The sequence below is a fragment of the Sphingomonas quercus genome, assembly GCF_018863195.1.
Classification (GTDB): Bacteria; Pseudomonadota; Alphaproteobacteria; order Sphingomonadales; family Sphingomonadaceae; genus Solisphingomonas; species Solisphingomonas quercus.
This window is the reverse complement of record NZ_JAHKRT010000001.1, coordinates 140,290-163,535: the sequence shown is the minus strand read 5'-3', so window position 1 is coordinate 163,535 and position 23,246 is coordinate 140,290. Positions and strand designations below refer to the sequence as shown.

The 23,246-nt window shown below is 68.2% G+C and carries 28 protein-coding genes; 16 read left to right on the top strand and 12 right to left on the bottom strand.

The window, feature by feature from the left end; all coding sequences use genetic code 11:
* Positions 1-78 precede the first annotated feature (78 nt).
* Positions 79-534: a GatB/YqeY domain-containing protein gene (locus tag KOF26_RS00840; RefSeq protein WP_216318496.1), complete on the bottom strand. Its 456-nt coding sequence runs from the start codon at positions 532-534 to the stop codon at positions 79-81.
* A gap of 140 nt (positions 535-674) precedes the next feature.
* On the opposite strand from KOF26_RS00840, the gene carA reads away from it, so the two are divergent.
* The 4 genes from carA to KOF26_RS00820 all read left to right on the top strand — a co-directional run bounded on the left by carA (position 675) and on the right by KOF26_RS00820 (position 6,441).
* Positions 675-1,844 carry a glutamine-hydrolyzing carbamoyl-phosphate synthase small subunit gene (gene carA / locus KOF26_RS00835; protein ID WP_216319865.1) on the top strand — a complete coding sequence of 390 codons (1,170 nt, stop codon included), beginning with the start codon at positions 675-677 and terminating at the stop codon, positions 1,842-1,844.
* A 36-nt stretch (positions 1,845-1,880) separates the two neighbouring features.
* Positions 1,881-5,213: a carbamoyl-phosphate synthase large subunit gene (gene carB, locus KOF26_RS00830; RefSeq protein ID WP_216318494.1), complete on the top strand. Its 3,333-nt coding sequence runs from the start codon at positions 1,881-1,883 to the stop codon at positions 5,211-5,213.
* An 81-nt stretch (positions 5,214-5,294) separates the two neighbouring features.
* On the top strand, positions 5,295-5,774 hold the full coding sequence (greA, locus tag KOF26_RS00825; protein WP_216318491.1) for a transcription elongation factor GreA: 480 nt from the start codon (positions 5,295-5,297) through the stop codon (positions 5,772-5,774).
* Between the two features lie 34 nt (positions 5,775-5,808).
* Entirely contained in the window at positions 5,809-6,441 is a 633-nt protein-coding gene (locus KOF26_RS00820; RefSeq protein ID WP_216318488.1) for a rhomboid family intramembrane serine protease, read from the top strand.
* A 13-nt stretch (positions 6,442-6,454) separates the two neighbouring features.
* Here the strand turns inward: KOF26_RS00820 and KOF26_RS00815 are convergent, their stop codons facing one another.
* The 6 genes from KOF26_RS00815 to KOF26_RS00790 form a co-directional block, all read right to left on the bottom strand.
* Complete coding sequence (locus KOF26_RS00815) at positions 6,455-6,679, bottom strand: DUF4170 domain-containing protein (protein ID WP_216318485.1); 225 nt, start codon at positions 6,677-6,679, stop codon at positions 6,455-6,457.
* Between the two features lie 101 nt (positions 6,680-6,780).
* Positions 6,781-7,383, bottom strand: coding sequence for an MlaC/ttg2D family ABC transporter substrate-binding protein (locus KOF26_RS00810; RefSeq protein WP_216318482.1), 603 nt, complete (start codon positions 7,381-7,383; stop codon positions 6,781-6,783).
* A gap of 91 nt (positions 7,384-7,474) precedes the next feature.
* Positions 7,475-8,002 carry an ElaB/YgaM/YqjD family protein gene (locus KOF26_RS00805; protein WP_216318479.1) on the bottom strand — a complete coding sequence of 176 codons (528 nt, stop codon included), beginning with the start codon at positions 8,000-8,002 and terminating at the stop codon, positions 7,475-7,477.
* 1 nt (position 8,003) lies between these two features.
* The gene (locus KOF26_RS00800) at positions 8,004-8,336 is read right to left on the bottom strand and encodes a hypothetical protein (RefSeq protein WP_216318476.1); all 333 of its coding nucleotides are present in this window, start codon (positions 8,334-8,336) and stop codon (positions 8,004-8,006) included.
* The gene (locus KOF26_RS00795) at positions 8,333-8,674 is read right to left on the bottom strand and encodes a phage holin family protein (protein ID WP_216318473.1); all 342 of its coding nucleotides are present in this window, start codon (positions 8,672-8,674) and stop codon (positions 8,333-8,335) included. Before KOF26_RS00795 ends, KOF26_RS00800 begins: the two co-directional genes overlap by 4 nt.
* Positions 8,675-8,702: 28 nt before the next feature.
* The gene (locus tag KOF26_RS00790) at positions 8,703-9,272 is read right to left on the bottom strand and encodes a hypothetical protein (protein ID WP_216318470.1); all 570 of its coding nucleotides are present in this window, start codon (positions 9,270-9,272) and stop codon (positions 8,703-8,705) included.
* Positions 9,273-9,422: 150 nt separating this feature from the next.
* Here KOF26_RS00790 and eno point away from each other — a divergent pair, with 150 nt between their 5' ends.
* The 6 genes from eno (at position 9,423) to KOF26_RS00760 (ending at position 14,823) form a co-directional block, all read left to right on the top strand.
* Entirely contained in the window at positions 9,423-10,709 is a 1,287-nt protein-coding gene (gene eno / locus KOF26_RS00785) for a phosphopyruvate hydratase (protein WP_216318467.1), read from the top strand.
* Positions 10,710-10,769: 60 nt separating this feature from the next.
* Positions 10,770-11,084: an FtsB family cell division protein gene (locus KOF26_RS00780; RefSeq protein ID WP_216318465.1), complete on the top strand. Its 315-nt coding sequence runs from the start codon at positions 10,770-10,772 to the stop codon at positions 11,082-11,084.
* Positions 11,085-11,282: 198 nt separating this feature from the next.
* The gene (pdhA, locus tag KOF26_RS00775; protein ID WP_363181687.1) at positions 11,283-12,290 is read left to right on the top strand and encodes a pyruvate dehydrogenase (acetyl-transferring) E1 component subunit alpha; all 1,008 of its coding nucleotides are present in this window, start codon (positions 11,283-11,285) and stop codon (positions 12,288-12,290) included.
* Between the two features lies 1 nt (position 12,291).
* Complete coding sequence (locus tag KOF26_RS00770; RefSeq protein WP_216318460.1) at positions 12,292-13,689, top strand: pyruvate dehydrogenase complex E1 component subunit beta; 1,398 nt, start codon at positions 12,292-12,294, stop codon at positions 13,687-13,689.
* Complete coding sequence (locus tag KOF26_RS00765) at positions 13,677-14,303, top strand: squalene/phytoene synthase family protein (protein WP_216319862.1); 627 nt, start codon at positions 13,677-13,679, stop codon at positions 14,301-14,303. The genes KOF26_RS00770 and KOF26_RS00765 overlap by 13 nt, the downstream gene beginning before the upstream one ends.
* A gap of 31 nt (positions 14,304-14,334) precedes the next feature.
* Positions 14,335-14,823 (top strand): EF-hand domain-containing protein, encoded by a 489-nt coding sequence (locus tag KOF26_RS00760; protein WP_216318457.1) that lies wholly within the window; start codon positions 14,335-14,337, stop codon positions 14,821-14,823.
* Positions 14,824-14,830: 7 nt separating this feature from the next.
* Here KOF26_RS00760 and KOF26_RS16955 read toward each other — a convergent pair whose 3' ends face one another.
* The 3 genes from KOF26_RS16955 to trmFO all read right to left on the bottom strand — a co-directional run bounded on the left by KOF26_RS16955 (position 14,831) and on the right by trmFO (position 17,682).
* On the bottom strand, positions 14,831-15,649 hold the full coding sequence (locus tag KOF26_RS16955; RefSeq protein WP_253200907.1) for a PEPxxWA-CTERM sorting domain-containing protein: 819 nt from the start codon (positions 15,647-15,649) through the stop codon (positions 14,831-14,833).
* Between the two features lie 169 nt (positions 15,650-15,818).
* Entirely contained in the window at positions 15,819-16,289 is a 471-nt protein-coding gene (locus KOF26_RS00750) for a hypothetical protein (protein WP_216318454.1), read from the bottom strand.
* 79 nt (positions 16,290-16,368) lie between these two features.
* Complete coding sequence (trmFO, locus tag KOF26_RS00745) at positions 16,369-17,682, bottom strand: methylenetetrahydrofolate--tRNA-(uracil(54)-C(5))-methyltransferase (FADH(2)-oxidizing) TrmFO (RefSeq protein ID WP_216318452.1); 1,314 nt, start codon at positions 17,680-17,682, stop codon at positions 16,369-16,371.
* Between the two features lie 39 nt (positions 17,683-17,721).
* On the opposite strand from trmFO, the gene KOF26_RS00740 reads away from it, so the two are divergent.
* The 6 genes from KOF26_RS00740 to KOF26_RS00715 all read left to right on the top strand — a co-directional run bounded on the left by KOF26_RS00740 (position 17,722) and on the right by KOF26_RS00715 (position 21,523).
* Positions 17,722-18,168, top strand: a complete 447-nt coding sequence (locus tag KOF26_RS00740; protein ID WP_216318449.1) for a DUF488 domain-containing protein — start codon at positions 17,722-17,724, stop codon at positions 18,166-18,168.
* A gap of 38 nt (positions 18,169-18,206) precedes the next feature.
* Positions 18,207-18,719, top strand: coding sequence for a CvpA family protein (locus KOF26_RS00735; RefSeq protein ID WP_216318446.1), 513 nt, complete (start codon positions 18,207-18,209; stop codon positions 18,717-18,719).
* Entirely contained in the window at positions 18,716-19,156 is a 441-nt protein-coding gene (locus KOF26_RS00730; RefSeq protein ID WP_216318443.1) for an iron-sulfur cluster assembly scaffold protein, read from the top strand. Before KOF26_RS00735 ends, KOF26_RS00730 begins: the two co-directional genes overlap by 4 nt.
* Positions 19,153-20,931, top strand: a complete 1,779-nt coding sequence (locus KOF26_RS00725; protein ID WP_216318440.1) for a cation:proton antiporter domain-containing protein — start codon at positions 19,153-19,155, stop codon at positions 20,929-20,931. Before KOF26_RS00730 ends, KOF26_RS00725 begins: the two co-directional genes overlap by 4 nt.
* A complete protein-coding gene (locus KOF26_RS00720) occupies positions 20,928-21,263 on the top strand; it encodes a DUF423 domain-containing protein (protein ID WP_216318437.1) in 336 nt (111 codons plus the stop codon). Before KOF26_RS00725 ends, KOF26_RS00720 begins: the two co-directional genes overlap by 4 nt.
* Before the next feature lie 68 nt (positions 21,264-21,331).
* Positions 21,332-21,523 (top strand): hypothetical protein, encoded by a 192-nt coding sequence (locus KOF26_RS00715; protein WP_216318433.1) that lies wholly within the window; start codon positions 21,332-21,334, stop codon positions 21,521-21,523.
* Between the two features lie 21 nt (positions 21,524-21,544).
* Here the strand turns inward: KOF26_RS00715 and aroB are convergent, their stop codons facing one another.
* Positions 21,545-22,642: a 3-dehydroquinate synthase gene (gene aroB / locus KOF26_RS00710; protein ID WP_216319855.1), complete on the bottom strand. Its 1,098-nt coding sequence runs from the start codon at positions 22,640-22,642 to the stop codon at positions 21,545-21,547.
* Positions 22,642-23,199: a shikimate kinase gene (locus KOF26_RS00705; protein ID WP_216318431.1), complete on the bottom strand. Its 558-nt coding sequence runs from the start codon at positions 23,197-23,199 to the stop codon at positions 22,642-22,644. The genes aroB and KOF26_RS00705 overlap by 1 nt, the downstream gene beginning before the upstream one ends.
* Between the last annotated feature and the right edge of the window lie 47 nt (positions 23,200-23,246).

Genomic DNA, 23,246 nt, shown 5'->3' with positions numbered 1-23,246 from the left:
GGCGGGGCGCGGCGCAACGCCTCCCGCCCACGGCCCTCAGGCAGCGGGAGCGCTGTGTCGGGACGGCGGCGCGTGCCGTCAGGCGGTGAGCCGCGCCTTCACCAGCCCGCTCGCGCGGGACATGTCGATCTGGCTGCCATGACGTTCCTTCAAGAGCGCGATGACCCGGCCCATGTCCTTCGGGCCGGTGGCGCCCAGCTCGGTGGCGATGGCGTCGATCACGGCCGCCTGCGCGGCCTCGTCCATCTGCGCGGGGAGGAAGCCCTCGATCACCGCCAGCTCGGCGCGCTCGGCATCGGCCAGTTCGGCGCGCCCGCCCTTGTCGTACATCTCGATCGATTCGCGGCGCTGCTTGGCCATCTTGCGCAGCACGTCGGTGACGAGCTGATCGTCGTCGGCCGGCGCGCCGCCGGTGCGCGCCTCGATGTCGCGGTTCTTGATGGCCGCCTGGATCAGGCGGAGGGCGGCGGTCTTGTCCGTCTCGCGCGCCTTCATGGCGGTGACCAGCGCCACCTTGATATCGTCTCGGATCATGGGTCCTCGGGTTTCCGGGAAAGGACCATATATAACGAGCTCGATCAGATTTCGACAGGAGTTGACCCGCGGCGGTACGGGCCCTACCTCGCCGGCCGTTTACCCGCCACATGGCCAACCAAGAAGGACTCGCCACCACGATGGCCGACACCCCTGCGCGCGCTCCTGAAGGGGCTACCGGCGTCCTCGTTCTCGCCGACGGTTCGGCGATATGGGGGCGGGGATTCGGCGCCGAGGGCGAGGCTGTTGGCGAGGTGTGCTTCAACACCGCGATGACCGGCTATCAGGAGGTGATGACCGATCCCTCCTATGCCGGGCAGATCGTCAACTTCACCTTCCCGCACATCGGCAATGTCGGCGCCAACCCCGAGGATGTGGAGGCGACCAACCCCTTCGCGCTCGGCTGCGTCGTCCGCGAGGATGTGACGGATCCGTCCAATTTCCGCGCCACCGGTCGCTTCGACGCCTGGCTCAAGGCCAACGGACGCATCGGCCTCGCCGGCGTCGACACGCGGGCGCTGACCCGGGCGATCCGCATCCATGGCGCGCCGAACGGCGTCATCGCCCATAATGCGAAGGGCGAGTTCGACGTCGTTGGCCTCGCCGCGAAGGCGCGGGCGTGGCCGGGCCTGGAGGGCATGGACCTCGCCAGGGAGGTATCGACCCTCCAGACCTACAAGTGGGACGACGGGCTGTGGACGATGGGCGAGGGCTATGCCACCCACGCCGCCAATCCGGACGGGCCCCATGTCGTCGCCATCGACTATGGTCTGAAGCGCAACATCCTGCGCAACCTCGTCGCTGCCGGCGCGCATGTCACCGTCGTGCCCGCCACCGCGACCTTTGAGGAGGTGATGGCGCATCAGCCCGACGGCGTGTTCCTCTCCAACGGGCCCGGCGATCCGGCGGCGACCGGCGCCTATGCCGTGCCGGTGATCCGGCACCTTCTCGACGTCGGCAAGCCGATCTTCGGCATCTGCCTCGGCCACCAGCTGCTCGGCCTCGCCATCGGCGGCAAGACGTCGAAGATGCACCAGGGCCATCGCGGCGCCAACCATCCGGTGAAGCGCACCGACGACGGCCGGGTGGAGATCACCAGCATGAATCACGGCTTTGCGGTGGAGGCCGACAGCCTGCCCGCCAATGCCGAGGCGACGCACGTGTCGTTGTTCGACGGCTCGCTCGCCGGCCTCAGGCTCAAGGACAGGCCGGCGTTCAGCGTCCAATATCATCCGGAGGCCAGCCCCGGACCGCAGGACAGCCATTACCTGTTCGAGCAGTTCGTCTCTCAACTCCGGCCCGGCACCTGATGGCCGCGTCCCCCCTGAATCCAGCGCGAGTCTGACATGCCCAAGCGTACCGACATCTCCTCCATCCTCATCATCGGCGCCGGCCCGATCGTCATCGGTCAGGCGTGCGAGTTCGATTATTCGGGCACGCAGGCGGTGAAGGCGCTGAAGGAGGAGGGCTATCGCATCGTCCTCGTCAACTCCAACCCCGCCACGATCATGACCGATCCGGACATGGCCGACGCCACCTATGTCGAGCCGATCACGCCCGAAATCGTCGCCAAGATCATCGAGAAGGAGCGGCCCGACGCGGTGCTGCCGACGATGGGCGGGCAGACGGCGCTGAACACCGCGCTGGCGCTGTTCCGCGACGGCACGCTGGAGAAATATGGCGTGCAGATGATCGGGGCCGACGCCGAGGCGATCGACAAGGCCGAGGATCGCCAGAAATTCCGCGAGGCGATGGACAAGATCGGCCTGGAAAGCCCGCGCTCCGCGATCGCCCATACCGTGGACGAGGCGCTGGCGGCGCTCGAACATGTCGGCCTGCCGTCGATCATCCGGCCGAGCTTCACGATGGGCGGGCAGGGCGGTGGCATCGCCTACAACAAGTCCGATTTCATCGCCATCGTCACCAACGGCCTCGATCTTTCGCCGACCACCGAGGTGCTGGTCGAGGAATCGGTCCTCGGCTGGAAGGAATATGAGATGGAGGTGGTGCGCGATCGCAACGACAACGCCATCATCATCTGCTCGATCGAGAATGTCGATCCGATGGGCGTCCATACCGGCGATTCCATCACCGTCGCGCCGGCGCTGACGCTGACCGACAAGGAATATCAGATCATGCGCAACGCCTCGATTGCGGTGCTGCGCGAGATCGGCGTGGAGACGGGCGGCTCCAACGTCCAGTTCGCGGTCAATCCCAAGGATGGCCGGCTGGTCGTCATCGAGATGAACCCGCGCGTGTCGCGTTCCTCGGCGCTGGCCTCCAAGGCGACCGGTTTCCCGATCGCCAAGGTCGCGGCCAAGCTGGCGGTGGGCTACACGCTCGACGAGATCGACAACGACATCACCGGCGCGACGCCCGCCAGCTTCGAGCCGACGATCGACTATGTCGTCACCAAGGTGCCGCGCTTCGCCTTCGAGAAGTTCAAGGGCGCCGACGACCAGCTGACCACGGCGATGAAGTCGGTCGGCGAGGTGATGGCGATCGGCCGCAACATTCACGAAAGCCTGCAAAAGGCGCTGCGCGGCCTGGAGACGGGCCTGTCCGGCCTCAACATCGTCGATCGTCTGGCCGGCGCTGGCCGTACCGAGATCGAGGCGGCGCTGTCCAAGGCGACGCCCGACCGGCTGCTCGTCGCCGCCCAGGCTTTGCGCGAAGGCTTCACGGTCGACGAGATCCACCGGCTCGCCGGCTATGATCCGTGGTTCCTGGAGCGGCTGCGCGAGATCGTGCAGGCCGAAGAGCGGGTCTGCCGCGACGGGTTGCCGAACGACGCCGCCGGCCTGCGCAAGCTGAAGGCGATGGGCTTTTCCGACAGGCGCCTCGCCTGGCTGGCGCTGCAATCCGCCAACCTCGCCGGCATGGACCGCGCCCAGGCGCGCGGGTCCGGCATCGTCCATGACACTGTGAAAGCGCTGACCGGCGGCGTCACCGAGAAGGAGGTGCGCGCGCTCCGCCATCGTCTCGGCGTGCGTCCGGTGTTTAAACGTATCGACACCTGCGCGGCCGAGTTCGAGGCGAAGACGCCATACATGTACTCGACCTATGAGGCGCCGGTGTTCGGCGAGCCTGAAAACGAATCCCAGCCGAGCGATCGGAAGAAGATCGTCATCCTCGGCGGCGGCCCGAACCGGATCGGGCAGGGCATCGAGTTCGACTATTGCTGCTGTCACGCCTGCTTCGCGCTGGCGGACGCGGGCTATGAGACGATCATGGTCAACTGCAACCCGGAAACGGTGAGCACCGATTATGACACCTCCGATCGTCTTTATTTCGAGCCGCTGACGGTCGAGGACGTGCTCGAAATCCTGCATGTCGAGCAGCAGAACGGGACTCTGGTCGGGGTGATCGTGCAGTTCGGCGGGCAGACGCCGCTGAAGCTCGCCCAGGAGCTTGAGTCGGCCGGCATCCCGATCCTCGGCACCAGCCCCGACGCGATCGACCTCGCCGAGGATCGCGAACGCTTCGCGGATCTCGTTACCCGCCTTGGCCTGCTCCAGCCGCGCAACGGCATCGCGCGCAGCCGCGAGGAGGCGCTGCGCGTCGCCGAGCGGGTCGGCTATCCGGTGCTGATGCGGCCGTCCTACGTGCTGGGTGGCCGCGCGATGGAGGTGGTCGACGGGCCGGCGCAGCTCGAACATTATATCCAGACCGCCGTGCAAGTGTCTGGCGACTCACCGGTTTTGATCGACCAGTATCTGCGCGACGCAATCGAGGTGGATGTGGACGCGATCTGTGACGGCAAGGACACCATCGTCGCCGGCGTCATGCAGCATATCGAGGAGGCCGGCGTGCACTCGGGGGACAGCGCCTGCTCGCTGCCGCCCTACAGCCTGTCCGACGAGATCATCGCCGAGATCGAGCGGCAGACGCGCGCGCTCGCCGATGCGCTGAAGGTTCGCGGGCTGATGAACATCCAGTATGCGGTCAAGGACGGCAAAGTCTATCTGATCGAGGTCAATCCGCGCGCCAGCCGCACCGTGCCGTTCGTCGCCAAGGCGATCGGCCAGCCGGTCGCCAAGATCGCGGCGCGGGTGATGGCCGGCGAGATGCTGGCCACACTTCCGGCGATCGACCGCAGCGTCGATCATGTCGCGGTGAAGGAGGCGGTGTTCCCCTGGGCGCGCTTCCCGGGCGTCGATCCAGTGTTGTCACCGGAAATGAAATCGACCGGCGAAGTGATGGGAATCGATACGGATTTCGCGACTGCCTTCGCCAAGGCCCAGCTCGGTGCGAGCACCATACTGCCCGATGGCGGCACCGTGTTCATTTCCGTCAAGGACAGCGACAAGCCGGTGATCCTGCCCGCCGCGCGCGAGATGGAGAGCCTCGGCTTCACCATCCTCGCCACCGGCGGCACCGCGGAATATCTCGAGGCCGAGGGGGTGCGTGTCGAGCGCGTCAACAAGGTCGCCCAGGGCCGGCCCCATATCGTCGACCGCATCAAGGACGGCGAGGTGGCGATCATCTTCAATACGACGGAGGGTTGGCAGTCGTTGCAGGACAGCCGCGCGATCCGCATTTCGGCGCTCGGCCAGCGCATTCCCTACTTCACGACCGCGGCGGCGAGCGTCGCTACGGCACGGGCCATCGCCGCAATGCGGCGCAGGCCCCTTGAAGTGCGTGCGCTGCAGGAATATTATCGCTCCCCGCGTAATTGACCCCCAACATGCGCTGAATGGACGGGGCGGCCGCGACACCGGCCGTCCGCGTCCTGTTTTTTAACGAAAGGTTGTTTGGAGATGGCGACCGTCGAGAAGATGCCGATGTTGGCCGAGGGCCATCGGATGCTGACGGAGGAGCTGCACCGCCTCAAGACCATCGAACGCCCGGAGGTGATTGATGCGATCGAGGAAGCGCGCGCCCATGGTGACCTTTCCGAGAATGCGGAATATCACGCCGCCAAGGAACGGCAGGGCCAGATCGAGGCGACCATCGCCGACATCGAGGACAAGCTGAGCCGCGCGACGATCATCGACCCGCGCGACCTGTCCGGCGACAAGGTGGTGTTCGGCGCGACCGTCACCCTGCTCGACGAGGACGACAAGGAAGTCGTCTACCAGATCGTCGGTCAGACCGAGGCGGACGCCAAGAAGGGCCGCATCTCCTATAATTCGCCGCTCGGCCGCGGCCTGATCGGCCGCAAGGTTGACGACGATGTCGAAGTGACGGTGCCGTCGGGCGACCGTTACTATTCGATCGCCAAGATCGAGTTCATCTGACGCCCGCTCTTCCCCACCGCAGGGATGTGACGCGATGAGGATGCCGCCGCCGCGCGCCACGGTGTGGCTGGTCGCCGTCACCGCGGCGGCGTATCTCGTCGCGTCCGTGTCGCGCCTGATCGATCATGCCGCGCTGTATGCGGGCTTCGTGCCGGCGCGCTTCGGGGCGATCGAGTGGCTGCCCTATGCGGTGCCGGCGCTGCTCACCCCGCTGACGGCGACGTTGGTCCACGCCAATCTGCTGCACATCGCCTTCAACATGATGATGCTGGGCTTTTGCGGCCGCTATGTGGAGGCGCCGCTGGGCTCGCGGGGGCTGCTCGTCCTGTACGGCGTCGGCGCCTATGGCGCGGCGCTGGCGCAATGGGCGGTCGATCCTGCATCGACCGAGCCGATGGTCGGCGCGAGCGGCGCCGTGTCGGCGATCGTCGGCGCTTATTCGCTGCTGTTCGGCCAGCGCAAGGTGCAGGATTTCGGGCCAATCCCCGGCAAGCTGCTCCACGTCCTGTGGCTGGCGGCGGCGTGGATCGGCCTTCAGCTGCTGTTCGGCATCGCCAATATCGGCGGCGCGCCCGGTGGTATCGCCATCGCCGCCCATATCGGCGGCTTCCTCGCCGGCCTCGCGCTGGCCCGCCCGCTGCTGCTCTGGCGCTACCGGGGGGCGTGAGCCGCCTTTTCTGCTACGCCGACGGCAGATCCAGCGGCGGCTCGAGCATGCGGTGGAGGTGGACCACCACATATTTCATCTCGGCATCGTCGACGGTGCGCTGGGCAGCCGCGCGCCACGCATTCTCGGCGCTCGCATAATCCGGGAAGATGCCGACGACCTCGACGGTGTTCGTGTCGAAATCGAGCGTCTGCGGGTCTTTCACCCGGCCGCCAAAGACGAGATGGAGCTTGCTCATGAATGGCAATCCTGCGCTTGAAAGGTCAGCCGGAGATGGCCTGACACTGTCATTATAGGCAGCGGACCGACGCGGGAAGCCTCTCCCCGCGCCGCGTTCCGTCAGCCGCGCGACTTCATGAAGGCGATCAGCTTGTCGATCCCGTTGCGCTGGATATAGCTGTCGAAATCCGCCGCCTGGGTGACGGCGAGGTTGATGCCGGCCACCGTCAGGTTGCTGACCTGATAACCGCTGCCCATGCGGTCCACCGTCCACAGCGCCGTGATCGGCGCGGCACCGGGCTGGATGACCTGGCTCATTACCACTGCGCTGTTGCCGCGCGGCACGACACGGACCACTTTCACATCCGACTTGCCATATTCGTATAGCCGGTCGGAATAGGTGCCGATCAGGAAGCCCGGAAATGCCGCCTTGTAGGCGCTGTACTGGGCCGGGGTGATCTGGGCGCGCCATTTGCCGAGCAGCCGGTCCCCGATCTGGTCGATCGCGAAATATTGCGAGAGCAGCGTGCGGAACTGGCCGCGCGCGGCATCGCGGCTGTTGCTGCGGAGCACGCGAAAACCTTCGTCGGTCAGCGTCTCGATGAACTTGCCCGGCTCAGCCGTGTCGACCGCCGCTGCCGCCGCCGGCGCGACGAAGGCCGGCAGAACGAGGCCGGAGGCCGAGAGAAGGGCTGCACCAAGCAGGGAACGGAAGGAATGCATTTACGGTCTCACTGAAAAGGGGGCCGCCCTCGGCAAGAAGGCGGCCGACCGGGTATCGTCTAGGGCCGGCGGACTGAACCGCGGCTGAGCGTCAGCCGGCGTCCTTGCCGGTGCGCACCGCGGTAGCGGCGGCGGTGCCGGCATGGGTGGCCGCCTTGGCGACGTCGGCAAAGAGCTTGCTCACCGCGTCCTGGGCGCGATCCGGCGTCAGGCCGAGCTCATCGAGCTTGTCGCGTCCGGCCTGTTTGGCGGCATCGGCGGCGCTGCGCGCGGCGTCATTGAGCCGGCCACCGATCGCCCCGAGGGCCGCGACCTCGCGCTCCGTGCGCGGCAGCACCGCGGCGACGAGCGCGCCCAGGGCGAGGCCGCCGACGAGCGCGGCAACAGGATGCTCCTGAATGCTGTCCCCGGTCTTGCGGGCGAGGTCGGCCGAGCGGTCGCGGGCATCGCCATAGACGTCGCCGAGCCGTTCGCGCGCACCTTCGAGCGCGCTGCCGACCTTGTCGCGGGCGGTGGAATAGGCATCGCCGGTGGCGTTGCGCGCGGCCTCGATCCGGCCGGGCGCTTCGGTGTCCTGCGAATCGACGGCGTTTCCGGAAGCGTCAATCCTCGTCGTCATGCTAGCGGTCCTTCCTGTCCATGCGGCGCAAGGCCGGCAGTGTCGCGATTATAAACCGTCCGAGCGGCGAGCGGTTGCGCCAGGCGACCCGGCCCAGCGCGAAGCCCCACCGGCGCAGCCCCGGCACCGCCACCGAAAGGCCGACCGCCGCCGCGCTGGCCACGACCGCGGCCGGGCGCAGCCAGACATGCTCGGCCATCTCGCGCGCGGCATCCCCGGCCAGCTTCGCGGGCTGGGCACGCTGGCGCAGCAGCTCGACGTCGTCCTTCAAACGCAGCCGGGCGCGCCGTGCCGTCTCTCGCGCCTGGGAGATGCGGGTGAGGCCGTCGCTCATGCGGCGGGATCCTCAGGCGGCAGGGGGGCGAAGAGGGTGCGCAGCTGGCGCGTGCCGATCCAGACGAGCAGGCCGATCAGCACCAGCCCGGCGATGCCCATGATCAGCACCGCAAGCCCCGCGCCGACCAGCGGCGCGAGCGCGATGACCACACCGATGAACAGGGCCGTCACCAGCGCCTGCAGGACGAACAGCGCGACGAGCAGCAGCGGCAACCCGAGCTTGAGCCCGCTCAGCCGCCACGCCGCGATCGCCTTCCAGACATTGATCTCCGCCTCGACCGCGGTGCGGCCGTCCTCGACGAGCTGGTGGGCCAGATCGCCGAGGGACGGCCGCAAATCATCCTTCCCCCTTTCGTCCAAGGGATCAGCCTTTCCTGCGGTCGGTCTCGGTGTCGGCCGTTGCGGTCTCGTCCTGGCCGGTGCCCGACTTGATCAGCCGGACGAGCGCGAACCCGACCACGGCGGCGGCGCCGATCGCGATCGCCGGGCTCTTCTTGACGAGGTCGCGGGCGTCGTCGAACAGGGCGTCCACGTCCTTGTCGCGCAGCGTCGTGGCGAGGCCCTCGATCGCCGCCTGCGCGCGGCGGGCATAATCGCCATATTCCCGGCCGACCTTCTCGTCGACCTGGCCGGCGGCCTCGCCGATCATGCGGGATACGCCCTCGAGCGCGGTGGTGGCACGCTCCTTGCCCTGCTCGGCAAAGGCGCGCGCCCTGTCGCCCGCCTGACCGCGCAGGTCGGCGGTGCGCTCGGTGGCTTGCTCACGCAAGGATGCGGTGGCGGACGAGAGCCGGTCGCGCAGGCCGGCGGACTCGCCTTCGCCTTCGTCGCGGCCGGTCATCGGTATGGCCGGGGTGAAATCATCATCGGTGGCAGACGCGCCGGCGATGATGCTGTCGGTGCCCTCGGGAAGCTCGTTGTTGCGGTTCGGCATGATCGCGGTCTCCGGTGGTTTCAGCCTCGCACGAAGGACGCGCGGAGCTTGCCTCAAGTTCCTTGAGACGCCCGGCGCCGCGCGCGAATTGCCTCGCGCGCCATCGCTCGATAGAGGCTTGCGCGACTTCCAGCCACAAGGGAATTCTCCATGACCGCGATCGTCGATGTCCATGCCCGCCAGATCATCGACAGCCGGGGCAACCCGACCGTCGAGGTGGATGTGACGCTCGAGGATGGCAGCTTCGGCCGCGCCGCCGTACCCTCGGGCGCGTCGACCGGCGCGCACGAGGCGGTGGAGAAGCGCGACGGCGACAAGAGCCGCTGGCTGGGCAAGGGCGTGTCCGACGCGGTCGACGCCGTCAACGGCGAGATCGCGGGCGAGGTGGTCGGCCTCGATGCCGAGGATCAGGCTGCGCTCGACGCGGTGATGATCGAGCTGGACGGTACCGCCAACAAGGGTCGTCTCGGCGCCAACGGCATTCTCGGCGTCAGCCTCGCGGCGGCCAAGGCGGCGGCTGACGCACGCGGCCTGCCGCTCTATCGCTATGTCGGCGGTGTCGGCGCGCATGTCCTGCCGGTGCCGATGATGAACATCATCAACGGCGGCGCCCATGCCGACAATCCGATCGACTTCCAGGAATTCATGATCATGCCGATCGGCGCGGACAGCCTGTTCGAGGCGGTGCGCTGTGGCTCGGAGATCTTCCACACGCTCAAGAAGTCGCTGCACGACAAGGGGCTGGCGACGGCCGTCGGCGACGAGGGCGGGTTCGCGCCGAACCTCGCTTCGGCGCCGGACGCGCTCGATTTCATCATGCAGTCGATCGAAAAGGCCGGCTACACGCCCGGCGACGACGTGGTGCTGGCGCTCGATTGCGCGGCCACCGAGTTCTTCCGCGACGGCGCCTATCATCTGGACGGCGAGGGCCGCGTGCTCTCCCCGGAGGAAATGGCCGAATATCTCGCCGACCTCGCCGCACGCTATCCGATCATGTCGATCGAGGACGGCATGAGCGAAGATGACTTCGTCGGCTGGAAGGCGCTCACCGACCGCATCGGCGGCTCCGTCCAGCTCGTTGGTGACGATCTGTTCGTGACCAATCCGGCGCGCCTGCGCAGGGGCATCGCCGATGGCCTCGCCAATTCCTTGCTGGTGAAGGTGAACCAGATCGGTACGCTGAGCGAGACGCTGGAGGCGGTGACCACTGCCCAGCGCGCCGGCTACACCGCGGTCATGTCGCATCGCTCGGGCGAGACGGAGGACGCGACCATCGCCGATCTCGCCGTCGCTACCAATTGCGGGCAGATCAAGACGGGCAGCCTGGCGCGTTCCGACCGGTTGGCAAAATATAACCAGCTCATTCGTATCGAGGAGGAGTTGGGGATGATGGCGCGCTATGCCGGCCGTGAGATTTTCGCCCGAACGAGTCGGTAAAGCGCCGAAGCGAATCACTATTACCTTGAGTCGCCGAGAGGATTCTGGTTTGATTCGCGGATGAGCCGCACTCGTCAGTCTCCACGTTCGTTGATCATGGCGGCGCTGTGGCCGGCGCTGGCGCTGCTCATCATCGGCAATTTCGCCGGCTATGCTCTGCTGGGCGCGAACGGATTGTTCGCACTCGGCGATTATCGTCAGCAACTGGGCCGCCGCGCCGTGGAGCTGAAACAGCTCGAGGCGCAGCGCGCCCAGCTCGCTCATCGCGTCGCATTGCTGGATCCGCGGCGTGCCGATCCGGATATGGCGGACGAGCTGGTGCGCAAGGATCTCGGCCTGGCGCGTCCGGACGAAGTGATCCTGGACATCAAGTAAAGCATTTCGCGCTCTCCGGCCCGTTGCCGAGGCCGCTTTTCCCCGCCTATAGGGAATGCACGACGTGCAACCCACCCGAGGAAGGCGATCCGCTTGGCCCGAGCAACCCGACCCACCAGCCGCCAGCCGGCAGCTAGAAAATCCCCCGCCCGCAGCAATGCGCCCGCCGCCGCTGCCGCCGCTGCTGCCGAACCGGCCATTCCCAACCGCGAACGCCCTGCCCAGCCGGAGCGCTACGAGGCGTCGAAGGAGGAGCTGCTCGGCTTCTACCAGCAGATGCTGCTCATCCGCCGCTTCGAGGAGCGCGCAGGGCAGCTCTACGGGCTCGGCCTGATCGGCGGCTTCTGCCATCTGTATATCGGTCAGGAGGCGGTCGCCGTCGGCCTGCAGTCCGCGCTGGAAGCCGGCAAGGATTCGGTGATCACCGGCTATCGCGATCATGGTCACATGCTCGCCTATGGCATTGATCCGAAGGTGATCATGGCCGAACTCACGGGGCGCCAGGCCGGCATCTCGAAGGGCAAGGGCGGCTCGATGCACATGTTCAGCGTCGAGCATAAATTCTACGGCGGCCACGGCATCGTCGGCGCCCAGGTCAGCCTCGGCACCGGCCTCGCCTTCAAGCACAAATACGAAGGCGATGGCGGCGTGTGCATGGCCTATTTCGGCGATGGCGCCGCGAATCAGGGCCAGGTGTACGAGAGCCTGAACATGGCCGAGCTGTGGAAGCTGCCGATCATCTACGTGATCGAGAACAACCAATATGCGATGGGCACCAGCGTCGCCCGCTCGTCCGCCGAGGACCAGCTCTATCGCCGTGGCGAGAGTTTCCGCGTTCCCGGTATACAGGTGGACGGCATGGACGTGCTGGCCGTGCGCGGCGCCGCCGAGGAGGCGCTGGCCTGGGTGCGCGCCGGCAAGGGTCCGATCGTGCTCGAGCTCAAGACCTACCGTTATCGCGGCCACTCTATGTCCGACCCGGCGAAATATCGCACGCGCGAGGAGGTGCAGTCCGTCCGCGATAATTCCGATCCCATCGAGCATGCCAAGAAGGAGCTCGAGGCGATGGGCGTCACCGAGGATGCGCTGAAGGAGATCGAGAAGGAAATCCGGGCGCGGGTGGCCGAGGCGGCCGACTTCGCCGAGCAGTCGCCGGAGCCTGAGGGTGGCGAGCTGTATACCGATGTGCTGGTGGGGCAGTATTGAGATGTCGATCGAATTGAAGATGCCCGCGCTTTCCCCGACGATGGAGGAAGGCACGCTCGCCAAGTGGCTGGTGAAGGAAGGCGACACCGTCAAATCCGGCGACATCCTCGCCGAGATCGAGACCGACAAGGCGACCATGGAGTTCGAGGCCGTCGATGAGGGCACGATCACCAGGATCCTCGTCGCCGAAGGTACGGACGGGGTGAAGGTCGGCACCGTCATCGCCACCATCGCCGGCGAGGGCGAGGACACCGCCACCGCGCCTGCCGAGGCCGCCAAGGCTGCTGAGTCCGCGCCGCCCGCCGCCGCCCCTGCTGCCGAGGCCGCCGCGCCGAAGAAGGCGGAGTCCGGGACCAGCAAGCTCGCCAGCGACAAGGCCGCCGTCACCGCCGATCCGGCGATCCCGGCCGGCACCGAGATGGTCAAGACGACCGTCCGCGAGGCGCTGCGCGATGCCATGGCCGAGGAGATGCGTGCCGACGGCCGCGTCTTCGTGATGGGCGAGGAGGTTGCCCAGTATCAGGGCGCCTACAAGGTCACCCAGGGCCTGCTCGACGAATTCGGCGACAAGCGCGTCATTGATACGCCGATCACCGAATATGGCTTTGCCGGCGTCGGCACCGGCGCCGCGATGGGCGGGCTGAAGCCGATCGTCGAGTTCATGACGTTCAACTTCGCCATGCAGGCGATTGATCACATCATCAATTCGGCCGCCAAGACGAATTACATGTCGGGCGGCCAGATGCGCTGCCCGGTGGTGTTCCGCGGCCCCAACGGCGCCGCCTCCCGCGTGGGCGCGCAGCATTCCCAGAATTACGGCCCCTGGTATGCCGCCGTGCCCGGCCTGATCGTCATCGCGCCTTATGACGCGGCCGACGCCAAGGGCCTGCTCAAGGCCGCGATCCGCACCGACGATCCGGTCGTTTTCCTTGAGAACGAGCTGCTCTACGGCCGCAGCTTCGAGGTGCCCAAGATCGACGATTTCGTGCTGCCGATCGGCAAGGCGCGCATCGTCCGCGAGGGCAAGGATGTGACGATCGTGTCCTATTCGATCGGCGTCGGCCTGGCGCTGGAGGCCGCCGAAACGCTGGCCGGCGAGGGGATCGAGGCCGAGGTGATCGACCTGCGCACGCTGCGCCCGCTCGATCGCGAGACGGTGCTGCGTTCACTGGCGAAGACCAACCGCATGGTCGTCGTCGAGGAAGGCTGGCCCGTCTGTTCCATCTCGTCCGAGATCATGGCCATCGCCATGGAGGAAGGGTTCGACGATCTCGACGCGCCGGTGCTGCGCGTCACCAATGAAGACGTGCCGCTGCCCTATGCGGCCAATCTGGAGAAGCTGGCGCTGGTCGATGCCGACCGCGTCGTGAAGGCGGCGCGTCAGGTCTGCTACAAATAGCCGATCCTGAGCGCCGCCTGGCGCTCGCCTATGTGCCCGCCGGCGTCAGGCCGGCGGTCACGGCGCTTTGGGCGCTCGACGAGCAGTTCGCGCGGATCATCGCCTCCACCCACGAGGCGGTTATCGGGCAGATGCGGCTGGTCTGGTGGCGCGATGCGCTCGCCGCGCTGGATGATGGGCCGCCGCCCGCCCAGCCCCTGCTCCGGGCGATCGCGCAGGACGTGCTGCCCGCGGGTATCTCGGGAGCCGAGATGGCAGACATGGAAGAAGGCTGGGAGGTGCTGCTCCCCGCCGATGCTGTCGGCCCCGAGGAGCGGGCGGTCCATGCCGCCGCGCGCGGCGAAGGGCTGTTCAGGCTGACCGCCCGCCTGCTCGGCGGCGTCGCGCCGGAGGGCGCGGGCGCGGCGTGGGCGCTGGTCGATCTCGCGCGGGGCGGGGACAGGGCGGCGCTGGCAGAGGCGGTGCCGGTGCGGGCGCGCTGGCCGCGTGGCGTGCGCCCGCTCGGCCTGCTTTCCGCGCTCGCCCTGCGCGACATCGCTGCCGGCGCGGCGGAACGGCAGGGATCGCCGGCCCGCCTATTGGCCATATTGCGGCACCGCCTTACCGGGAGCTAGACCGTAGCGGTCGAGCGGTGGAGAATGGTTGATGTGGCGGTATCTCGCAGGCGGAGTGGCAGCGCTGCTGCTGGTCGCGGCTGGCTTGTTCTGGTGGCAGAATCAGGACGACGGCCATGGCGGCCAACTCGGCCCGGCGCCGTTCGCCGCGCAGGCAAAGGATGACGATCGCGATATCCCGCTGCCGCCGCCGGCCGCGTCCGAGGCGACCCGCGAGGAGAAGCGCTTTGCGCGCAACGACAAGAACAAGGACGGCCGCGTCAGCCGCGACGAGTTCCTGATCGGCCGCCATCGCGCCTTCGAGCGGCTGGATGCCAATGGCGACGGCCGCCTCAGCTTCGAGGAATATGCCGCCAGCTCGATCAAGCGTTTCGACACCGCCGACAAGCAGAAGGATGGCGCGCTGACCGCTGCCGAGTTCGCCACCACGCGACAGGTGCGCAAGCCCGCCAGCAACACGCCGCGCTGCGATTGCAGCGCGGCGGTCGAAGCGGCGCTCGCCAGCCGCGACGATAATTGACCTCGGCTCAGGCGAGCGAGCGACGGGCGCCCTGACGCCGCCGGGAGGCGACGCCGACCGCGCCGAAGCCGAGGATCATCATCGCCCAGCTGGCCGGTTCGGGCACGGCCGAGGGATGCGGGATCGGGTCGCCATTGATCTCGGCGATCTCGGCGGCGCTGAGCACGCCGTCATAGAAGCTCAGCGCGGCGATGCTGGCCGGCGCCCATTCCGATCCGTCGTCCAGGAACAGGTTGAGGATGCCGCTCATGGAAATATCCATGACGCTCGTCATGAGGCCGAGCGATGCGCCGCCGTCGATATAGGCGCTGACCTGGCTGAGAGCGCCGGGCGTCGCGCCGGGTTTAACGGTGAGGACGATGTTGCGATAGTCGCCGGCGAGGAAATCGGTATCGGCGCCTCGTCCCGGATAGACTTCAAGGTCGTTCTGCGGATTGACGTAGAGACCGCCGTCGAAGCCGCGATTGCTGGTGTCGAGGATGCGTCGCCAACGCCCGTTGCTGCTGGCGTCGTTGAATTTCAGCGTCATCGCCACCGAATATTCGGTCGGCGACAACAGGCCGCCGCTATTGAAGCTGAGGCCGCCCTGCTGGCTTTTCGAGGCGGTGCCGCCGGTCCTGAACACGCTGCGCGTCTCGCCGTGTACGGTATCGGTGACGAAGGCGTTGGCGCCCATCGGGTCGACATTGACAAGGTCCGGCGCCCCGGCAACGCTCGACGCGAGGCTGTTCTGGAACAGATATTGGGCCTTCAGCACGGCCGCCGCATCGGCGGCCCCGGCGAAGGCGAGTAGCGCGGCGAAGCCGCCCCATTGGAACATACGCATGTCGGAATTTCCCCCTGTTGGTCACAATACCCGATGAGCCTGAGCCTTCCCCGGCGGGCTTTGGGGGCAATCGGGCAGGCAGGGGGTGGCCGCGCGGACGGGGTGCCGTCGAGCCGGCCTCGATGAACGGCGATCCGGCGTCGACGAAGCTCAGGGACTCAGGCTGCGATCAGGAGCGGGCGGCCTCGATCGCGCGCAAGAGCTCGTGCGGCGCCTGCGAGCCGACGGAAACCTTCTCCCCGCTCTTCAGTCGCAAGGTGACGGCCCGGTCGCCGCGCAGATTATAGAGAACGCCGCCGCGGGCGAAGCGAACGCCCCAGCCGCCATAATCGCCCAGCGGGCTGAATTCCTCGACATCCGCCTCGGCGACGTTTCGCAGGTCGATCGTGCGGTTGATCAGCGCGGGCATGCGCACCGACAGCATCTCCCCGTCGACGCGGGTCGTCATCGGATAGAACACCAGCAGGGCAGCGAAGGCCACGAGAACGGCCATAAGGAGGAGCGCGACCAATAGCTTATAGGACGGCATGCCCGCGGTCACGACGCGGACCACGACGAACACACCGGAGCCGAGGAGCGCGACGGCGATCGGCACCGACAGCGACGGGGAAAAATGCTGCGTTTCGATGAAACTGCTCATGATTCACTCCCCCATGGCGCCCGTTTGTCATCCGCGCCCATGGGTTGGCTGCTGTCTTCGTGGCCAGCCGTCTGGCGCGTCAGTCCGCCATCCACGCCGCAAGCGCGTCACGGGCGCGGGCGGCCATCATTCCCTTGCGCTCGGCCTTGCGGGTGCGGCCGGGAATTGGCGGGAACAGGCCGAAATTGACGTTCATCGGCTGATAGGTGTCGGCCTCCGCGCCGCCGGTGATATGGCCGAGGAGGGCACCGAGCGCGGTCTCGGCCGGCGGCGGCACGATCGCCCGCCCGGCCAGTTCGGCGGCGGTGAAACGCCCGGCGATGAGGCCGATGGCGGCGCTCTCGACATAGCCCTCGCAGCCGGTGATCTGGCCGGCGAAACGGATGTGCGGAGCCGATTTCAGCCTCAGCGCGGCGTCCAGCAGCCGCGGCGAATTGAGGAAGGTGTTACGATGCAGCCCGCCAAGCCGCGCGAACTCGGCCTTCTCCAGCCCCGGGATAGTGCGGAACAGGCGCACCTGCTCGGCATGCTTGAGCTTGGTCTGGAAGCCGACGATGTTCCACAGCGTGCCCAGCGCATTGTCCTGACGCAGCTGCACCACCGCATAGGGCCAGCGCCCGGTGCGCGGATCATCGAGGCCCACCGGCTTCATCGGCCCATAACGCATCGTGTCGACGCCGCGCTCGGCCATCACCTCGATCGGTATGCAGCCGTCGAAATAGGGCGTGTCGCGCTCCCACTCGCGGAACTCGGTCTTTTCGGCGGCGAGCAGCGCGGCGTGAAAGGCAAGATACTGCTCCTTGTCGAGCGGGCAGTTGATGTAATCCTTGCCCTCGCCCTTGTTCCAGCGACTCTGGAACCAGGCCACGTCCATGTCGATCGTGTCGCGATGGACGATCGGGGCGATCGCGTCGAAGAAGGCCAGTTCGGTCTCGCCGGTGGCGGCGCCGATCGAGCCTGCGAGGGCGGCGGCGGTGAGCGGGCCGGTGGCGACGATGGTCGGCCCGTCTGCCGGCAGCGCGTCGACCCGCTCGCGGACAAGCTCGATCAGCGGATGCGCCTCGATCGCGGCGGTGACGCCGGCGGAGAAGCCGTCGCGGTCGACGGCCAGCGCCGATCCGGCCGGCACGCGATGCGCGTCCGCCTGCGCCAGGATCAGCGATCCCATCGCCCGCATCTCGGCATGGAGCAGGCCGACGGCGTTGTTCTCGGCATCGTCGGAGCGAAAGCTGTTGGAGCAGACCAGCTCGGCGAGGTCGCTGGTATGATGCGCGGGCGTCGCCTCGACGCCGCGCATTTCCGACAGCCGCACCGCTATGCCGGCCTGGGCGAGCTGCCAGGCGGCTTCCGATCCGGCCAGCCCGCCACCGATGATATGCACCTTATCCGTCATGATTCGTTGCCCGTTAGCGGAATGGGGAAGGAGAGGCCAATGCTGTCGCGCGCCGGGACGATCTTCACGATCGGCTATGAGGGGACCACCCAGCCCGAGCTGATCGCAGCCCTGAAAACGGCCGGCGTCGCCCGGGTCATCGACGTGCGCGCAGTGCCGCTGTCCCGCAAGCCGGGCTTCTCGAAGAATGTGCTCGCCGCCGGCCTGAGCGAAGCGGGCATCGGCTACATCAACCTGAGGGCGCTGGGTACGCCGCCGGCCGGACGCGAGGCGGCGCGCAAGGGGCGGCGCGCCGAGCTGGCCGCAATCTATGCCGGCCAGCTCGCCACCACCGAGGCCGCGGCGCAGATCGAGCAGATGCGCGATCTGGCTGCCGAACAGCCCTCCGCGCTGCTCTGCTTCGAGCGCGATCCTGCCGCCTGCCACCGGTCGCTGCTCGTCGCGCATGCGATGCCCGATGCAAAGGTGATCGATCTCTTTGCCTGAACGTTGACGGTCAGGCCCCCCACGCATACCTGCCGGTCATGGCGCTCACCGCACTCGATATCGTCGTGCTCATCCTCGTGGGTGGCGCCGCGCTGCTGGGGGTGATGCGCGGCTTCGTCACCGAGATCCTGTCGTTGTTCGCGTGGGTGGCGGCGATCGTCGCCCTGAAGCTGCTGTTCACCACCGTGTCGCATTGGCTGATCGGGCCGGTGGGAACGGAGACCGGCGCGGCGATACTCGCCTTCGTCGCCATATTCGGCATCACATTCTTCGGCGGGCGGATGGTCGCCCGCTCGGTCGGCGCGCGCACCCGGCAGTCGGTGCTCGGGCCGCTCGACCGGCTGCTCGGCTTGGGTTTCGGGGCGCTGAAAGGGCTGCTCGGTGCCACCGTGCTGTTCCTGCTCGTCTCCCTGGTCTATGATTCGATCTGGGGCTCGCGATCGGCGCGGCCCGACTGGATGCGCGCCTCGCATACCTATCCCCTGCTCCACGCCTCGGGCGGGGCAGTGGTCGACTGGGTGGCGGCGCGCCGCGCGGGGACCGGCGGATGAGCGCGCCACTTTACACTGCCGCGATCCTGCGCCTCGCCACCGCCATCCCCCACCACGTACGGCTGGCCGCGCCACAGGCGACGGCCGAGCGGCGTTCGCCGGTCTGTGGCAGCCGGGTGACCGTCGACGTGTCGATCGGCGATGACGGCCGTGTCGCCGAGCTGGGGCAGGCGGTGAACGCGTGCGCGCTGGGCCAGGCCTCGGCGGCGCTGATGGGCGCGCATGCCATCGGCCGCTCGCCGGACGAACTTGCCGCCGCCCGCGACGCGCTCGCCGCTTTCCTCGCCGGCCGGCGCGACGATCCGGGCGACTGGCCCGGCCTCGACATCTTCCGCGCCGCCTTGCCGCACAGCGCGCGCCACCCGTCGATCCGCCTCGCTTTCGAAGCGGTCGCCGAGGCGGCGGCGCAGGCGCATCAGGGGCGGGCAGCGGCATGAGCGCGCCCGGCCCTGTCACCGGCGACCTGCTCGCCGACGGCTTCATCCTGCTCGGTGCCGGGCTGGTCTCGGTGCTGCTGTTCCGCAAGCTCGGCCTCGGCGCCGTGCTCGGCTATCTCGTCGCGGGGGCCGCGATCGGGCCGCAGGGCCTGCGGCTGATCACGGCGCCGGAAAGCGCCGCCGCCGTCGGCGAGATCGGCATCGTGCTGCTGTTGTTCCTCGTCGGGCTGGAGCTTAATCCCGCCCGGCTATGGCAGCTGAGGCGCGACATATTCGGCCTCGGGCTATTGCAGGTCGTGCTGGCGGGGCTGGCGCTGGCGGGCGTCATCTATTTCTTCACTCCATTCAGCAGCGCGGCGGCGCTGGCCCTCGGCCTGCCGCTGGCCTTGTCGTCGACCGCACAGGTGCTGCCGTTGCTGCGCTCGGCGGGGCGCATGAACACGCCGTTCGGCGAACGCGCCTTTTCCGTCCTGCTGTTCCAGGATCTGTCGATCGTGCCGCTGATCACGGTGATCGCGGCGCTGAGCCGGGCGCCGGCCGACCCCGCTGCGCCGCCGGGGTGGCTGATGGCGGTCTATACGGTGGCGGCGGTGGCCGGCCTGGTGCTTGCCGGCCGCTTCGTCATCTCGCCCATCTTCCGCCTCATCGGCCGGCTGGGCGAGCGCGAGATGTTCGTGACTGCCGGCCTCGTCACCGTGCTGGCGTCGGCGGCGCTGATGGAAACGCTGCACCTCTCCACCGCGCTCGGCGCCTTCGTGGCCGGGGTGATGCTCGCCGATTCGCCCTATCGCCATGAGCTGGAGGCCGATGTCGAGCCGTTCCGCTCAATCCTCCTGGGCCTGTTCTTCCTCTCGGTCGGCATGATGCTCGACCTGCATACGGTGGCGATGCGGCCGGCCTTCGTGTTCGGCATGGCGGCGGTGCTGATCATCGTGAAGACCGCGGTGCTGTTCGGGCTCTGCCGCCTGTTCGGGATGGCGAACCGGCCGGCGCTGGCCATGGGCCTGCTGCTCAGCCAGGGCGGCGAATTCGGCTTCGTGCTGTTCACCCAGGCCCAGGAAGCGCTGCTCATCCTTCCCGGCGCGGCGAGCCTGTTCGGCGCGATCGTCACCCTCTCGATGGCGACCACGCCGTTCCTGATGACGCTGTCGCGGCGCTTCGGCGGCGAGGCGGCGGGCGCGCGGCTGATCCATGTGCCGGGGCCGGAAGAAGCCGAGCAGTCCAGCGCGATCATCGTCGGCTATGGCCGTTTCGGCCAGACGGTGGCGCAGATGCTGCTCGCGCAGGGGGTGTCGATCACCGTCGTCGATACCGATGTGGAGATGATCGAGACCGCAGCCGGCTTCGGCATGAAGGTCTGGTACGGGGACGGCACGCGCATCGACCTGCTCCGTCAGGCCGGCGCCGAGGAGGCGGAACTCATCGCCTTCTGCATCGACGGCGAGGGGCTTGGCGGCGCGCAGCTCGAGCCGATCGCGGCCGCATTCCCCGATGCCCGCCTGCTCGTCCGCGTGTTCGATCGCCGGCACATGCTGCGCATCGCCGGCGTGCCGATCGCGGGCTGCGTGCGCGAGGTATTCGAGAGCGCCGTCGCCATGGGCAAGCAGGCGCTGACGCTGGTCGGCGCCGACGCGGACGAGGTCGTCACCGCCGAAGCCGATTACCGCCGCCGCGACGACGAACGCTTCGCCCTGCAGCGTGAGCATAACGACGTCGCCGCGGCACGCGACATGATCCTCACCGAGCCCGAATTCCGCCGGCCGCGCGGCACATGAAGCGGGATGCGCTGGCCCTGCTGGCGGGCCTCTCCGGCGCGCTGGCGGTCGCGGCGGGCGCCTTCGCCGCGCACGGCGCCGGCGCGGATGCCGCCGCCCTGCTGCGCACCGGCGGCACCTATCAGCTGGTCCATGCCGTCGCCACGCTGGCCGCGATCGCGCTGCGCGAACGGCGGGCAGGGTGGCTGTTCACGGCCGGCGGCGCGGTGTTCGGCGGCTCGCTCTACGCGCTGGCATTCGGCGCGCCGAAGGTGATGGGCGCGATCACGCCGCTGGGCGGGGTGGCGATGATCCTCGGCTGGCTCCTCATCGCGTGGCGCGGAACGCGGTGACTGGCCGATCGGCCTCTTTCACGCGGGCGCCTCACTCTGCTTGATGGCGGCATGTGAAGGGGCGAACCATGTCCGTGCGTTTCTTTTCACGGTTGATCATCCTCGGCCTCGTCGCCGGTGTTGCCGCCGGCGCCATCGGGGCCCTGCTGCACGACTGGCTCGGCCTGGCGTTGAACGGACCAATGTTCACCGGCATTGTCGGCGGGCTCACCGGGATCATCGCGGCGATCGGCCTGGGGGATTTCCGCCGCGCGCGCTGACCCTCACATTGTTCGGGAAATTCAGCCCCGCTCGCTGTCCAGAAACGCGGCCACATCCTCGAGTTCGACATCCTTCGCAACGAAGGTCTGGCCGATGCCGCGCGCGAGCAGGAACGGCAGGCGGCCGCCGGCCATCTTCTTGTCATGCGCCATATGGGCAACCAGGGTCGCGCCGGCGGCGGTGACATGTGCCTCGGCGGCCGAGGTCGGCAGGCCAACGGCGGCGAGGTGGCGCGACACCCGCTCCGCGTCGTCCGGCGCGCACAGGCCGCGCGCCGCCGAATAGCGGAAGGCAAGCGCCATGCCCGCCGCCACCGCCTCGCCATGCAGCAGGCGTTCCGAAAAGCCGGTCTCCGCCTCCAGCGCATGGCCGAATGTGTGGCCGAGATTGAGCAGCGCGCGGCGGTCCCTGGTCTCGCGCTCATCCTCGCCGACGATGCGCGCCTTGGCCTCGACGCTGCGCGCGATGGCGTGCCGCCGCGCGGCGCCGTCTCCGGCCAGCAGCGCCCCGGCATTGTCCTCGCACCAGTCGAAGAAATCCGGATCGTCGATCAGCCCGTATTTCACCACCTCCGCATAGCCGGCGCGGGTCTCGCGCGAGCCCAGCGTGTCGAGCACATCGGGGTCGATCAGCACATGGGCCGGCTGGTGAAAGGCGCCGATCAGGTTCTTGCCGGCGCGGGCGTTGATCGCGGTCTTGCCGCCTACCGAGCTGTCGACCTGGGCGAGCAGCGTCGTCGGCACCTGCACGAAATTGCAGCCGCGCTTGACGATCGCCGAGGCGAACCCGACGAGATCGCCGATCACCCCGCCGCCGAGCGCCACGACATGGTCGCCGCGCTCCACGCCCCAATCGAGCATGCGATCGGTGAGCGCCTCCAGCTGCGCCCAGCTCTTGCTGCTTTCGCCGGCCGGCAGGATCACCGCCTCGATCTCGATCCCCGCGCAGCCCGCGCGGAAGCGGTCGAGCTGGGCTGCCGCCACATTCACGTCCGTCACCAGGAACAGCCGATTGGCCCGGGCCAGCGGCGCCAGCACCGCGCCGGCACGATCGAGCAGGCCGTTCTCGATATCCACCGGATAGCTGCGCGCGCCGAGCGCCACCGTGATCCGCGTCATCATTTCCCGAGCGCCTTGAGGATCGCCTCCACCGCCGCCTCGTGCGGCAGAGGCTGGGAGAGGATGTGGATCGGGGCGAGCCGGTAGATCGGCTCGCGCACCTTGGCGAGTTCGGCGAGGACGACGCGCGGGTCCTTGCCCTTGAGCAGCGGCCGCCCGTCGCGCCGGCCGACGCGATCGGCGAGCACGTCGATATCCGCGCGCAGCCAGATGGCGGTGGTTTTCTCCAGGATCAGGGCGCGCGTCTCGGGATGCATGAAGGCGCCGCCGCCGGTAGCGATGACCTTGGGCGCGCCTTCGATCAGCCGGGCGATCACCCGCCGCTCGCCGTCGCGGAACTCCGCCTCGCCGAGACGATCGAAAATCTCCTGCACGGTGAGGCCGGCGGCGCGCTCGATCTCGTGATCGGCATCGACGAACGGCAGGCGCAGGCGGGCGGCGAGGCGGCGGCCAACGGTGGACTTGCCGGAGCCCATCATTCCCACCAGCACGATCGTGCGCGACCGTGGGGCGGGGGCGGCTTCGGTGTCGGCGGTGAGGGAAGGGCTTTGCGACATCGCGGCGCGGGCTATACAGGGTGCTGTCCCGGCGTCAAAGCGCCAGC

Excerpts from the sequence above, each read along its gene's own strand:
- KOF26_RS00840 (WP_216318496.1), bottom strand. The coding sequence starts at position 534 with ATGATCCGAGACGATATCAAGGTGGCGCTGGTCACCGCCATGAAGGCG.
- carA (WP_216319865.1), top strand. The coding sequence starts at position 675 with ATGGCCGACACCCCTGCGCGCGCTCCTGAAGGGGCTACCGGCGTCCTC.
- carB (WP_216318494.1), top strand. The coding sequence starts at position 1,881 with ATGCCCAAGCGTACCGACATCTCCTCCATCCTCATCATCGGCGCCGGC.
- greA (WP_216318491.1), top strand. The coding sequence starts at position 5,295 with ATGGCGACCGTCGAGAAGATGCCGATGTTGGCCGAGGGCCATCGGATG.
- KOF26_RS00820 (WP_216318488.1), top strand. The coding sequence starts at position 5,809 with ATGAGGATGCCGCCGCCGCGCGCCACGGTGTGGCTGGTCGCCGTCACC.
- KOF26_RS00815 (WP_216318485.1), bottom strand. The coding sequence starts at position 6,679 with ATGAGCAAGCTCCATCTCGTCTTTGGCGGCCGGGTGAAAGACCCGCAG.
- KOF26_RS00810 (WP_216318482.1), bottom strand. The coding sequence starts at position 7,383 with ATGCATTCCTTCCGTTCCCTGCTTGGTGCAGCCCTTCTCTCGGCCTCC.
- KOF26_RS00805 (WP_216318479.1), bottom strand. The coding sequence starts at position 8,002 with ATGACGACGAGGATTGACGCTTCCGGAAACGCCGTCGATTCGCAGGAC.
- KOF26_RS00800 (WP_216318476.1), bottom strand. The coding sequence starts at position 8,336 with ATGAGCGACGGCCTCACCCGCATCTCCCAGGCGCGAGAGACGGCACGG.
- KOF26_RS00790 (WP_216318470.1), bottom strand. The coding sequence starts at position 9,272 with ATGCCGAACCGCAACAACGAGCTTCCCGAGGGCACCGACAGCATCATC.
- eno (WP_216318467.1), top strand. The coding sequence starts at position 9,423 with ATGACCGCGATCGTCGATGTCCATGCCCGCCAGATCATCGACAGCCGG.
- KOF26_RS00780 (WP_216318465.1), top strand. The coding sequence starts at position 10,770 with ATGAGCCGCACTCGTCAGTCTCCACGTTCGTTGATCATGGCGGCGCTG.
- KOF26_RS00770 (WP_216318460.1), top strand. The coding sequence starts at position 12,292 with ATGTCGATCGAATTGAAGATGCCCGCGCTTTCCCCGACGATGGAGGAA.
- KOF26_RS00760 (WP_216318457.1), top strand. The coding sequence starts at position 14,335 with ATGTGGCGGTATCTCGCAGGCGGAGTGGCAGCGCTGCTGCTGGTCGCG.
- KOF26_RS16955 (WP_253200907.1), bottom strand. The coding sequence starts at position 15,649 with ATGCGTATGTTCCAATGGGGCGGCTTCGCCGCGCTACTCGCCTTCGCC.
- KOF26_RS00750 (WP_216318454.1), bottom strand. The coding sequence starts at position 16,289 with ATGAGCAGTTTCATCGAAACGCAGCATTTTTCCCCGTCGCTGTCGGTG.
- trmFO (WP_216318452.1), bottom strand. The coding sequence starts at position 17,682 with ATGACGGATAAGGTGCATATCATCGGTGGCGGGCTGGCCGGATCGGAA.
- KOF26_RS00740 (WP_216318449.1), top strand. The coding sequence starts at position 17,722 with ATGCTGTCGCGCGCCGGGACGATCTTCACGATCGGCTATGAGGGGACC.
- KOF26_RS00735 (WP_216318446.1), top strand. The coding sequence starts at position 18,207 with ATGGCGCTCACCGCACTCGATATCGTCGTGCTCATCCTCGTGGGTGGC.
- KOF26_RS00730 (WP_216318443.1), top strand. The coding sequence starts at position 18,716 with ATGAGCGCGCCACTTTACACTGCCGCGATCCTGCGCCTCGCCACCGCC.
- KOF26_RS00725 (WP_216318440.1), top strand. The coding sequence starts at position 19,153 with ATGAGCGCGCCCGGCCCTGTCACCGGCGACCTGCTCGCCGACGGCTTC.
- KOF26_RS00720 (WP_216318437.1), top strand. The coding sequence starts at position 20,928 with ATGAAGCGGGATGCGCTGGCCCTGCTGGCGGGCCTCTCCGGCGCGCTG.
- KOF26_RS00715 (WP_216318433.1), top strand. The coding sequence starts at position 21,332 with ATGTCCGTGCGTTTCTTTTCACGGTTGATCATCCTCGGCCTCGTCGCC.
- aroB (WP_216319855.1), bottom strand. The coding sequence starts at position 22,642 with ATGACGCGGATCACGGTGGCGCTCGGCGCGCGCAGCTATCCGGTGGAT.
- KOF26_RS00705 (WP_216318431.1), bottom strand. The coding sequence starts at position 23,199 with ATGTCGCAAAGCCCTTCCCTCACCGCCGACACCGAAGCCGCCCCCGCC.